Source organism: Arcobacter vandammei, assembly GCF_016106035.1.
In the GTDB taxonomy this organism is placed as follows: domain Bacteria; phylum Campylobacterota; class Campylobacteria; order Campylobacterales; family Arcobacteraceae; genus Aliarcobacter; species Aliarcobacter vandammei.
Window position 1 is genome coordinate 1 of record NZ_JADKPZ010000008.1, and the last position, 11,677, is coordinate 11,677.

Sequence of the window (11,677 nt, forward strand, 5' to 3'; positions counted from 1 at the left end):
TTATTTAATATATTCATTTGTAAATCCTTAAATGAAAAATTTACTAGATAGATTTTTAAATTCTATCTAATAAATTAATATTTTTAGGTTTACACAGTTAATTTTATACTAACTTTAAATTTAAAGTCTCACTATAAAATAAAGCTATTAAAAAATTTTCAAGCTTTAAAAGTATTATTTCCTATATTTTTAACCTTAACACCATCTTTCCCTTCAAACTCTTTTGCATTTGTATTTTTTACTATTAGAGTTGAAATTGTATCTGTTGTTACTGCTACATCGTGTGATTGTGCAGCAACAGAGGCATTTTCTTGTGTTTGTTGGTCTATTATTGAAATAGCACTATTTATCTGTTCAACTGCTTTTAATTGCTCTTCGCTAGAGTTCTGAACATCATTTATAAGCCCCATAGATTCATTTATACTAGAGTATAGCTCTTTATATCCTTCTATCATATGACTTGCTATATCTTTTCCATCATTTGCTTTTTTTGTAGCACTTTCAACTATATTTTTAATCTCTTTTGCAGCCTCGGCACTTCTACTTGCTAAATTTCTAACTTCACCAGCAACAACAGCAAAACCTTTTCCAGCTTCACCAGCAGTTGCTGCTTCAACGGCAGCATTTAGTGAAAGAATATTTGTTTGAAATGCTATTTGGTCAATTACAGAAATTGCATCGTTCACAAAATTAACCTCTTTTGCTATTTCTTGCATAGAGTTTGAAGTTCTTGTTGCTAACTCTTCACCTTTATGAGCTTGAGAACTTATATCAGAAGATAGTTTTACTACTTTTGAAACATTATTTGTATTACTTCTTATATTTGTTGTAACCTCTTCCAATGCAGCTGCTGTCTCTTCAAGGCTTGAAGCTGCTTTTGAAGAAGATATATTTAAACTATCAACATTATTTAAAAGAATTTTTGAGCTATTTTGTAAAGTTAGACCATTTAATTTATTCTCAACTAACATACTTGTAATAGTATCTCTTAAATGATTTATCTCCTCAAATAAAACTCTAAAATCATTTTTAACTAAAGTAGTATCTAATTTATTTAAATAGTTATACTCTCCATACATCAAAAGTGTATCTTTTATAAGACTTATTATTTTTTCCAAATCACTAGCCAAACTATTTATAGTTTTTGCTATATAGTTTAATTTAAAATTTGAGCTATTTGTATAACTAATTCTATCACCTACAATTCCACTTGCAAGTTTTTCAGAAATTAACATAATTTCACCAAATATCTGAAGTTCTTCATCATTTTTTCTATTTAAGATATTACAAATACTTTGTAACTTTTGATTTATTTGAGAGCTATTATTTAAATTTTTTACATCTATATAATTGATTTCATTGTTTAAATATTTTTCAATATTTGTAAGAGTATCTAAAATATCTTGGTTCTTATTTTTATTAAAAAACATTTTATAGTCCCAACTTATATGATTTCTTTGCATTTTCTATCTCTTCTTTTGTTGGTTTTACTCTAACAGAGATATATCTTGTAGTTCCATCTATATTTTTTGAAGGAAAAGCTGTGGCATTTACCCAGTAAAAATCTCCATCTTTTGTTCTATTTTTTACTATACCTTTCCAAGTTTTACCAGCTTTTATAGTATTCCATAAATCTTCAAATGCCCACTTTGGCATATCTTTATGTCTTACTATATTGTGTGGATTACCAACTAACTCATCAAGTGTAAAACCAGCAATTTTGCAAAAATCCTCATTTGCAAAAGTAATAATACCTTTTTCATTTGTTTGAGATACAATAATTGTATCTTGTTTTAAATAGACTTCTTTATCCAATGAAACCCCCAAAATAAAATTTTCTTATAATCTATCAATTATTTACTTAAATTTTCTACCAAGATTGAAAACTAATTAAAATAATAATCTTTATTAAAGAAAAATAAATTATAATAATATACTACAAAAAAGGAGTTTCTATGTTTTTTGGCTCAAATAAAGATGATAAACTTTTAAAAGAAGTAATAAATAATAACTATGCAATGATTGAATTTAAGCCTGATGGTACAATTGTTACAGCAAATAAAATATTTTTAGATGCAATGGGTTACAGTTTGGGTGAAATTGTAACAAAAAATCATAGTATGTTTTGTGAAAAGAGATTTAGTAACACAAAAGAGTACAAAGATAGTTGGGAAAATTTAAGAGCAGGAAAAACTATAACAGCAGAATTCCAAAGAGTAAAAAAAGATGGAGATTTTATCTTTTTAAGAGCATCTTATATGCCAGTTATTGAAAATGGAAAAGTTACAAAAGTTATAAAACTAGCACAAGATATTACAAAAAATAGATTGAGAAATCTATATTATATTGGGCAAGTAAAAGCTATAAATAAATCAAATGCCGTTGTTGAATTTGATATGAGTGGAAATATTTTAGATGCAAACGAAAACTTTTTAAAAACTATTGGTTATAGCAAAGATGAAATAGTAGGTAAACACCACTCAATTTTTTGCGAAGAAGATTATAAAAATTCAAATGACTACAAAGAGTTTTGGAAAAAATTAAATAGTGGAGAGTTTGATAGTGGAGAGTATTTAAGAATAGGCAAAAATGGCAAAAGAGTTTGGATACAAGCTAGTTATAACCCTATTTTAGATCTTGAAGGAGACCCTTTTAAAGTTGTAAAATATGCTACTGATATTACAAGTAAAAAAAATATAATGTTTGATATTGAAAAAGAGATAAAGGAACTTAATTCATCTCTAAATCAACTCTCAAGTGCTTCAAGTACAATGCTTGAAGAGTCAAATTTCACTATGCAAAACTCTTGTGTAGTTACAGAAAACAGCCAAAATTTAAATGGTGTAATATTAGATTTAAGCAACAAAATAGATGAGATGCTAAAATCAATAACAACAATATCAAAAAATACAGAAAAAAGTGAAGAGATAGCTATAAAAGCACAAGAACAATCTAAAGAGAGTGCCAAAGCTATGGTTAAATTGCACGAAGAGTCTACAAAGATTAGTCAAACAATAGATACTATTTCTCAAATTGCATTTCAAACAAATATCCTTTCTTTAAATGCAGCCGTTGAAGCAGCAACTGCTGGTGAAGCTGGAAAAGGTTTTGCTGTTGTTGCTGGTGAAGTTAGAAACCTTGCAACAAGGTCAAATGAAGCTGCAAAAAATATAAATAGTGTAATTGAATTTATTCAATCTTTGGTAAAAGAGTCTCTTGATTCAATTCATAGTATTGATGATACGATTGAGAAAATAAATAGTATGTCAAAAGATATTTCATCTTCTATGAATGAACAAAAAAATATCTCTTTTGAGCTATCTAATAGTGCAAAAAATAGCTATTCAAATTTAACTGAACTTTCACAGACTATGCAAAAAGTTTCAAATTCAGCAAAAGAGACTCAAAAAGAGGCTGAAATTACAAAAAGTAGTTCAAATGATTTAATAAATATATCAAATAAATTAATTGATACTTTAAAAAATCTAAAATAAAAAATTCAAAGAGTTGTAAATTTATTGCAACTCTTCAAACCACTTTAAATCTTCTCTTAAATTTACAACTTCCCCAACTACAATTATTGCTGGAGTTGGAATATCTTTTGCTTTTTTGGCAATATCTTGCAAAGTCCCAACAATAACAAGTTGTTCTTTTGTAGTTCCTTTTGAAATAACTGCACAAGGTGTAGTAGAAGGTTTTCCAATTTTTATTAGTTGAGAAGAGATATACTCCATATTATGTATTCCCATCAAAAAAACTATTGTTTCATCAGCAATAAAACTCTCCCAATTTATTTGACTATATATTTTATTTGAAGATTCATGACCTGTTACAACTCTAAAAGAGCAAGTAATACCTCTATTTGTTACTGGAATTCCTGCATATGCAGGAACACTTATACTTGAAGTAACTCCAGGAATTATCTCAAACTTTACCCCTCTTTGTTTTAAATAAAGTGCCTCTTCTCCACCTCTTCCAAATACAAAAGGGTCTCCACCTTTTAATCTCACAACATTTTCATATTTCAAAGAAGCTTGATAAATTATCTCATTTATCTCATCTTGTGGAATTAAATGTTTCTTAAACTCTTTTCCAACAAAAATAAAACAACACCCAATTTTTGCCATCTTTAGAATTTCTGGATTTGCTAATTTATCATATATTATTACATCTGCTTGGGCTATTACTCTTGCGGCTTTAAGTGTTAATAGTTCAATATCTCCAGGACCAGCTCCTGTTAAATATACCTTTTTCAAAAAAATTCCTTAACTAAAAGTTATAAATATTATAAATATTTTTTAATTTAGTCTTTTATCAAAATAGTGCTTAAGAAAATATTTTTTGATTTTTTGTAGTGTTTTATTGAGAAGTTTTATAGTGGCATAAAAGCCACTATAAATTATTTATCTTTTTTTGACTCGTCTTCTAATCGTTTTTTCTCTTGTTTATAGATAAAAAACATAGGTAAAACTATAGCTGAGTGTAAAAATAGTGTCAAAGTCATAGGTCCTTGATTTAACCAACCAAAGAAACTAGGCACTATATCTGTAAATTCTGTAAACATAATAACCTCCTTTTATGCTTCTTGATTTATTTTTGCATTTTTTATTGTTAGTAAATCAGCTACTAAACATATAAATCCTACAAAAGTAACAAGACCCATAACAAGTCTCCAACCCATAGCTTGAATATACCAAGGACTACTTTGTCCTATAAAATATGCATCCCAAGTAGCACCAAATTGTGCTCTTTCTATCATAACTTGACCATATCCAGCTATTGTTAAAGCTACAGTCATACCAACAACACCAATAGTAATTAATGCAAAACCATATTTCGTAAGTTTTGTCATTTTTAACTCTTTTTTACTTCCTTGAACTCCCATATAAAACATTGCAATCATCGCCATTGCAAATGCTCCAAAGAAAGCTAAATGCCCGTGTGCTGAAGTAAATTGCGTACCGTGAGTATAAATATTCATTTGTGGTAAAGTGTGGAAGAACCCCCAAATACCAGCACCTAAGAAGTTACCAAATGCACTTGCACAAAACCAAAGGAATGCTGGAGTGTTGTTCATTTGAGCTTTTTCGCCTTTTCCTTCTTGGAAACCTTTTTCTTTACCCCAATCATACATAACATGCACAAACATAGCAACTAGAGGTACTGGTTCAAGTGCAGAGAATAAAGCTCCAATTTCCCACCAATACTCAGGTGTTCCAATCCAGAAATAGTGGTGTCCAATTCCTAAAATTCCTGAACCAAATAGCATTGCTACTTCAATCCATAACCACATTTCAACAATTTGTCTATTTGCACCAATAACTTTAATTAATGCCCAACCAATAACAGCTGCAACAAAAACTTCCCAAGTAGCTTCAACCCATAGGTGAATTACCCACCACCACCAGTATTGGTCAATTGAGATATTATTTGTATAGAACATTCCTGCTAAATATAATCCAGCAAGAGCTAGTAAGTCAGCCATTAAAACTGTAATAATTCCTGTTCTTTCACCTTTAATTGCTGTTAAATAAACATTTGCTAAAAAGATTAATACAACAACAACTATTCCAATATCAGCCCATCTTGGAGCTTCAATATACTCTCTTCCTTCATTAATAAACCAAATAGTAGTCTCATTTGCTGGTCCTACTTGAACTAAAATATAAACTAAAACTACAACTGTAACAGCTAAAGTTAATACATAAAATCCTAGTTTTCCTAAACCAATTCCAACTGTTTCTATTTTTGTCTCATCAGGAAGTAAATAGTAAACTGAACCAATCATTGCATATAAAAGCCATACGACAAGTGCATTAATATGTACCATTCTAGCAACATTGAAATCTAAAATTTCAAATAAGAATCCATCATATACAAACTGAATTCCAGCAATTAATCCAAATAATATTTGTGCACCAAATAAAATAGCTGCAACTATAAAATACATTTTTCCTAACTGTTTTGATTGAGATTTTATATTATCTACCATGGATTCCTCCTTCTATCTTCCCATCTTTGTTTTCAGTCATTCTTCCAAAGTTTCTTGGGAAACCATTTGTATCTATTGATGACATATGTTTCAAAAATGCTACTAAAGCTTTTGCTTCATCTGCTGTAATACCTAAATTTGGCATCATTCTAGCATTTGATGGATTATCAGATGGATATTGTAAAAATTCAGCAATAGCTTCCTCTTTAGTTTGTTTATCCATTCTAGCCATATATGAATCCCATTTTGGGTCTAACCAAGCTTTAGTTAAATCAGGAGCATAATATGCACCATTTCCAAGTAAAGTATGGCAATTCATACAGTTTTTTGCTTGAGAAGCTAATTTACCTAAATTAAGAAGAGCCATAGCCTCTTCTTCACTATAATCGTCTCTACCAAAAAACTTCTCTTTTTCACCAACTACTGGTACTTCATGGCCTCTTTTATCACTCATCTCATAAGATATTTTATGGTTAATTACTGTAGGAGATGGAACTCTTTTTGTTATACCACTATCTAAATCTGCTTGTGTTCCCATTTGAATTTGACTCATTGTGTCAAATGTTAGCCAAATCAAGAGAATTGCTGCCATACCAGTAACCCAAGCAGCTGACCTTTGCCAAAAACGATTATCTGTCCATACAGACACTTTTTTAGACATTGCTACTTTCCCCCTTTTTTTATTATTTCTCATACTCTTCTTCTGCTTTACTTGTTAAATAGTAATACAAATGAGGTAAAGTAAAATATGCAATCATAATAATTACTAATACCTTTCCTACAAATGGTCCTACTTGAAGTTTTGTAGCCATAAAATACATACAGTAAGCCTGAAGTATCCAAAAAATATATGCAAAAGGCATATAAAATCTTTTTAAATAACCCATTTTCACTAAGGTATAAATACCTACAAAAAAAGCACCAAATACAAGTACTAAAGATGATGATAAAAATATAGGTAAAAAATCATCTAATGCAATTTCAGGTCTAGTTCTTATAACTTCGTCCAACACTTGTGACTCCTTTATACTTTTATCTCTTGATATTATATAAGATTGAAAAAAGTTAAGATTGATTAATATCAATAAAATCAATGAAAAGTTAATAGAATTATTGATTAAGCAGATATTTAAAAAGTAAAAAAGAAGATTATAGTTAAATTTTATCTTTAATTAGATTTTTAACACAAGTTTCTATCATAATATATACATTTTTTTCATTAAGCCACATTTTTAAATTCTTCAAACTCTTTAAAGTAGTATGGATCAGGAATACAAGAACCTTCATATCCAAAATCTCCAAGCTTTACTAAATTTGTACAGCCAAGTTTTTTTAAATCTTGTAAGTTATTATCATCAAGAGCAACTATCAAATAAAACTTATTAAAATCTTCTTTTGTTACTTGCCTTGCTCGTTGTTTTGATATATCAACTCCATTTAGAAGTGCTACTTTTATTGATTTTTCACAAGGAGCTTCTCCTATGTGCCAAGAGCCAGTTCCTGCACTATCAACAACAATATCAAGCTTATTTTTATTTATATAATCTTGTGCAATTCCATGAGCTAAAGGAGAGCGACAAATATTTCCTAAACATACAAAAAGAATAGATTTTTTCATCTTTTTATCTTTTTAGAAATATAGCTTTGTCAATAATTGCATAAATAAATCCGACAAATAAACCTATAAAGTGAGCATACCAAGCTATTGGAAGTCCAATTAGAAGTGGTGCAACAGAGATTAGTAAAATCCAAGTTATTATTCCACTTCTTTGAGCTTTATCAAAATATGCAATATAACCTAAAACTGCACAAATAGCTCCACTTGCACCAACCAAATTTACATGCATATCAACATAAAAGATATATAAAAAAGATAATAAAGAAGTAATAATTCCTGTTACTAAATATAAAGTAACAAAACTTTTACTTCCTCTTGCCTTTTCGATTAGATTTCCAAATTGCCAAAGAACAAACATATTCATTCCAAGATGTGCAATTCCACCGTGAGAAAACATTGAAGTTAATGGTTGCCAATAAAAACCACCAACCAAAAAGTATAGATTTAATCCCATAAAAAGTGAGCCTTGAGAGATATTTATCTGAACAATATAGGCTAATACAGTAATAAAAATAATAATATTTGTAGCTGTAAAATCACTTTTTGAAAATTTCATCATTAAATTAATGCCTCTTTTAAAACTTCTTCGATTCTATCAACTGCTTTTATCTCTAAAGCATCTTTTACCTCTTGTGGTAAATCATCTAAATCTCGCTCAAAATTCTTTCTTGGAATTAAAACTTTTGTCATTTTTGCTTTAAATGCTGCAATTAATTTCTCTTTTAAACCACCAATTGGAAGAACTTTTCCACTTAAAGTAAGCTCTCCTGTCATTGCAATATCAGCTTTTATTTTTCGATTACTTAAAATTGAAGCAATTGCAAGTGCCATCGTTATTCCAGCACTTGGTCCATCTTTTGGTGTTGCACCTGCAGGAACATGAAGATGAATATCATATCTTTTATATATTTCACTAATATCAAGTTTTGTATTTTCATCTTTTTCTTTAAATGTTCTTGGAATTAAATTTTCATCAATTTTTAAAGTACCTTCATCAATTAAAAGTTTTACAACAGAGTAAGAGATAGTTGAAGACTCTTTCATAACATCACCTAAACTTCCTGTTACTTTTAAGTCCCCCTTCCCTTTTAATTTTATTGCTTCAATTTTTAAAATATCTCCACCAACACTAGTCCATGCTAAACCATTTGTAATTCCAACAAAATTCTCTTTATCAGCAGGGTCTATTTCAAAAATAGGATTATCAAGATAAGCTTTTAAATCTTTTTGAGAAATTGTTACTTTTTGTAAGCTCTCATCTCCTAAAAGCTGTTTTACAACTTTTCTAAATAGTTTTGAGAAAACTCTTCTTAGATTTCTAACTCCTGCTTCTCTTGTATATTTAGAAATAATTGTCTCAATTGTTGCTTTATTTATACTTACTTCATTTTTAGAAAGTCCGTGTTTTTCAAGCTCTTGAGGAATTAAATAATCTTTTGCAATATGATATTTCTCATTTGGAGTATATGAGCTAATCTCAATAAACTCCATTCTATCTCTAAGTGGTGCTGGAATATTTCTAATATCATTTGCTGTTGATACAAAAATAACTTGCGATAAATCAACTGGGAAATTAAGATATAAATCTCTAAATTCGTGATTTTGCTCTGGGTCTAAAACTTCAAGCATAACAGCAGTTGGATCTCCTCTATGACTAGTTCCTAGTTTATCAATCTCATCTAAAACCATAACAGGATTCATCTTTTTAGCATCAATTAATCCTTTTATAAGTCGTCCTGGCATTGCTCCTACATAAGTTCTTCTATGACCTCTTAGCTCATTTACATCTTCCATTCCACCCAGTGCAACTCTTATAAGTGGTCTTTTTAGTGCTTGGGAAATAGAGTTTGCAAGTGATGTTTTTCCAACACCTGGAGGTCCTACAAAACATAGAACAGTACCTTTTGATTTCAAATCTTTAATATTTCTTTGTTCAAGAAGTTGTTTTACCGCAAAATATTCAGAAATTCTCTCTTTTGCTTTATCGAGTGAATAGTGGTCTTTATTTAACTGTTTTTCAACACTTGCAACTGAAATTTTATCATTTGAATACTCTCCAAATGGAATATCTAAAACCAACTCTACATAAGTTTGAAGTAGTGAAGCATCAGGAGAATCAGGGTTCATTCTGCTTAATTTTTCAATTTGTCTTTTTGTCTCTTTATAAGCATCTTGTCCCATAAAACATTTTTTAGCTTTTAATCTCTTTTTATAAGATTTTATATCTTCTTCTTTTTGATTATCAGCTCCTAACTCTTTTTGAATAGCCTTAATCTGCTCTTTTAAGAAGTAATCTTTATGAGTTTTCTCTATTTTTGAGTTTACTTTTTGAGTTATCTCTTTTTGAATTTTATATGATTCAATCTCTTTATTTATAACCTCAACAATATCTAAAAGTCTTTGTTCTAAATTTGTTTGTGAAAATAGTTTGAAAGCTTCATCTTTTTTTAGATTTAAAACAGATGATATTAAATCAGCAACTCTTGAAGCATCATCATTTTCTTCAATTGTTTTTATTAAATCCATTGGAAATTTGCTATTTAATCTTGATAATTTTTTAACACTTTCAAGCACAACTTCAATTAAAGATTTAACACTCTCCTCTTTAAAAGGCTCATTTTCAATCTTTTCAACAGTTGCCACTAAAGGCTTAGAAATATTAAAATCTACAATTTTCCCTTTTGCTAAACCTTGAAAAAGTACCTTTATTTTACCATCAGGTAAAGATACTTTTCTCATAATATTTCCAATAACACCAATATCATAAAAAGAGTCTTTTTCTCTATCTTTTTCATTTGATTTTTTTGAAACAGCTACTATTACAAGCTTATTAAACTCTATTGCATTTTCAACTGCTTTTATATTTTGTTCATCACTTAAAAAAATTGGTGCAATCATAAAAGGGTATAAAAACAACTCATCTTCTATGATTAATGGTATTGTTTGTGGAAAATTATCGTAATTTTCTAATTGCATATCTTATTAACTCCTAAAATATATTCATACTTTTAAAATATATAAATTTTATTCAAATAAAGACCTATAAAATGGTACATCTACTTTTTCTATCTCGCTATGTTCAACCCAAGATTCTTCAACTTTTTGTTGATAAATTTTTGAAGCTTCTGTTTTCCCTCTTCTTTCGTATAAATCTGCTATCTCTTTATCTATTGAGGCTTTTGCCATATAAATTCTTGCATTTATTGTATCAACAAGTGGCATATATGGAGAGTTTTTATATTTATTCTTAAACTCCTCTATTTGAACAATAGTATCATCTAAAAGTTGTTGATTTCTATGTTGATTTTTAAATCCCATAAAGTTTGCTTTTATTTTCAAATATCTTACATAATCAATATCTTTACTCAAGCTAAATCTTTTTATATACTCATCCAAATAGAAGTTTGCTAAAGCATACTCTTCTTCATCCATATGAGCATTTACCAAGATTAAAAGAGCTGTTGGGATATATGGAGAGTTTCTATGTTCACTCTCAAGTGATGTATAAGTATCATCAGCCTCATCTAAATCATTCATTCCGATTTGCTTCATCATTTTATTGTACCAATAAAGTGCTGGTTTATTGTACTCTTGTTCACTTTTTGAAGAACAAGCACTAAATACAAGTGTAGCACTTAGTATTAACAAAATATTTTTTATTTTTAGGTGTTTTACCATTTTATCTTCCTTAAATATCATAAAAGCAATATGTTATCTAAAAAATACTTTATTTTTAAATTAGGAATTAAAGAAATATTTAATATTTATCTGTTAAAATTTTAATAACCTAAGCTAAAGCCTATGCTTAGATAAAGTTAAGTTTCCTTGTGGTAGAGGATTAAGCCTTGGTCTTTTAGACTGGGGCTTTTTTGTTGCACGGAGTCGGAAAGGGACTCTACCAAAACAAGGAGTCCGTGATGGATTTTTTAACAATTTTTATCACTATTTGCTCCACTTTATTGATTTTCTTTAAAGAAGAGATTAAAAAGTGCTGTTTAAATAGTCGTAAACTTGACTTTGCATAGCAAGAATTAGGCACTCTTGCTATGTGTTTTAAATTATCCCTA

11 protein-coding genes and 1 pseudogene are annotated in these 11,677 nt (G+C 29.0%); 1 reads left to right on the top strand and 11 read right to left on the bottom strand.

Annotation, left to right across the window (positions count from 1 at the left end; translation table 11 throughout):
- Positions 1–158: 158 nt before the first annotated feature.
- Together IQC44_RS05480 and IQC44_RS05485 are read right to left on the bottom strand one after the other, a co-directional pair.
- Positions 159–1,049: pseudogene (locus IQC44_RS05480) on the bottom strand (methyl-accepting chemotaxis protein); the annotation flags it as partial.
- 382 nt (positions 1,050–1,431) lie between these two features.
- Positions 1,432–1,815 (bottom strand): PAS domain-containing protein, encoded by a 384-nt coding sequence (locus IQC44_RS05485; RefSeq protein ID WP_198305343.1) that lies wholly within the window; start codon positions 1,813–1,815, stop codon positions 1,432–1,434.
- Positions 1,816–1,955: 140 nt separating this feature from the next.
- On the opposite strand from IQC44_RS05485, the gene IQC44_RS05490 reads away from it, so the two are divergent.
- Entirely contained in the window at positions 1,956–3,494 is a 1,539-nt protein-coding gene (locus IQC44_RS05490; protein WP_198305344.1) for a methyl-accepting chemotaxis protein, read from the top strand.
- A gap of 21 nt (positions 3,495–3,515) precedes the next feature.
- Here the strand turns inward: IQC44_RS05490 and cobA are convergent, their stop codons facing one another.
- The 9 genes from cobA to IQC44_RS05535 all read right to left on the bottom strand — a co-directional run bounded on the left by cobA (position 3,516) and on the right by IQC44_RS05535 (position 11,288).
- Positions 3,516–4,256: a uroporphyrinogen-III C-methyltransferase gene (gene cobA / locus IQC44_RS05495; protein ID WP_198305345.1), complete on the bottom strand. Its 741-nt coding sequence runs from the start codon at positions 4,254–4,256 to the stop codon at positions 3,516–3,518.
- Positions 4,257–4,399: 143 nt separating this feature from the next.
- A complete protein-coding gene (locus tag IQC44_RS05500; RefSeq protein WP_198305346.1) occupies positions 4,400–4,564 on the bottom strand; it encodes a hypothetical protein in 165 nt (54 codons plus the stop codon).
- 12 nt (positions 4,565–4,576) lie between these two features.
- The gene (locus IQC44_RS05505) at positions 4,577–5,992 is read right to left on the bottom strand and encodes a cbb3-type cytochrome c oxidase subunit I (protein WP_198305347.1); all 1,416 of its coding nucleotides are present in this window, start codon (positions 5,990–5,992) and stop codon (positions 4,577–4,579) included.
- Positions 5,982–6,686, bottom strand: coding sequence for a c-type cytochrome (locus IQC44_RS05510; RefSeq protein WP_228286263.1), 705 nt, complete (start codon positions 6,684–6,686; stop codon positions 5,982–5,984). The genes IQC44_RS05505 and IQC44_RS05510 overlap by 11 nt, the downstream gene beginning before the upstream one ends.
- A complete protein-coding gene (locus tag IQC44_RS05515; RefSeq protein ID WP_198305348.1) occupies positions 6,676–7,005 on the bottom strand; it encodes a hypothetical protein in 330 nt (109 codons plus the stop codon). Before IQC44_RS05515 ends, IQC44_RS05510 begins: the two co-directional genes overlap by 11 nt.
- Before the next feature lie 206 nt (positions 7,006–7,211).
- The gene (locus IQC44_RS05520) at positions 7,212–7,610 is read right to left on the bottom strand and encodes a low molecular weight protein-tyrosine-phosphatase (protein WP_338078986.1); all 399 of its coding nucleotides are present in this window, start codon (positions 7,608–7,610) and stop codon (positions 7,212–7,214) included.
- A gap of 4 nt (positions 7,611–7,614) precedes the next feature.
- On the bottom strand, positions 7,615–8,169 hold the full coding sequence (locus IQC44_RS05525) for a rhomboid family intramembrane serine protease (protein ID WP_198305349.1): 555 nt from the start codon (positions 8,167–8,169) through the stop codon (positions 7,615–7,617).
- The gene (gene lon, locus IQC44_RS05530) at positions 8,169–10,586 is read right to left on the bottom strand and encodes an endopeptidase La (protein WP_198305350.1); all 2,418 of its coding nucleotides are present in this window, start codon (positions 10,584–10,586) and stop codon (positions 8,169–8,171) included. The genes IQC44_RS05525 and lon overlap by 1 nt, the downstream gene beginning before the upstream one ends.
- Positions 10,587–10,634: 48 nt before the next feature.
- Positions 10,635–11,288, bottom strand: coding sequence for an outer membrane protein assembly factor BamD (locus IQC44_RS05535; RefSeq protein WP_198305351.1), 654 nt, complete (start codon positions 11,286–11,288; stop codon positions 10,635–10,637).
- Between the last annotated feature and the right edge of the window lie 389 nt (positions 11,289–11,677).

What these genes read in the sequence shown, in the direction of transcription:
- IQC44_RS05520 (WP_338078986.1), bottom strand. Translation starts at nt 7,610, where the DNA reads ATGAAAAAATCTATTCTTTTTGTATGTTTAGGAAATATTTGTCGCTCT.
- IQC44_RS05505 (WP_198305347.1), bottom strand. Translation starts at nt 5,992, where the DNA reads ATGGTAGATAATATAAAATCTCAATCAAAACAGTTAGGAAAAATGTAT.
- IQC44_RS05510 (WP_228286263.1), bottom strand. Translation starts at nt 6,686, where the DNA reads ATGAGAAATAATAAAAAAAGGGGGAAAGTAGCAATGTCTAAAAAAGTG.
- lon (WP_198305350.1), bottom strand. Translation starts at nt 10,586, where the DNA reads ATGCAATTAGAAAATTACGATAATTTTCCACAAACAATACCATTAATC.
- IQC44_RS05525 (WP_198305349.1), bottom strand. Translation starts at nt 8,169, where the DNA reads ATGATGAAATTTTCAAAAAGTGATTTTACAGCTACAAATATTATTATT.
- IQC44_RS05535 (WP_198305351.1), bottom strand. Translation starts at nt 11,288, where the DNA reads ATGGTAAAACACCTAAAAATAAAAAATATTTTGTTAATACTAAGTGCT.
- IQC44_RS05500 (WP_198305346.1), bottom strand. Translation starts at nt 4,564, where the DNA reads ATGTTTACAGAATTTACAGATATAGTGCCTAGTTTCTTTGGTTGGTTA.
- IQC44_RS05490 (WP_198305344.1), top strand. Translation starts at nt 1,956, where the DNA reads ATGTTTTTTGGCTCAAATAAAGATGATAAACTTTTAAAAGAAGTAATA.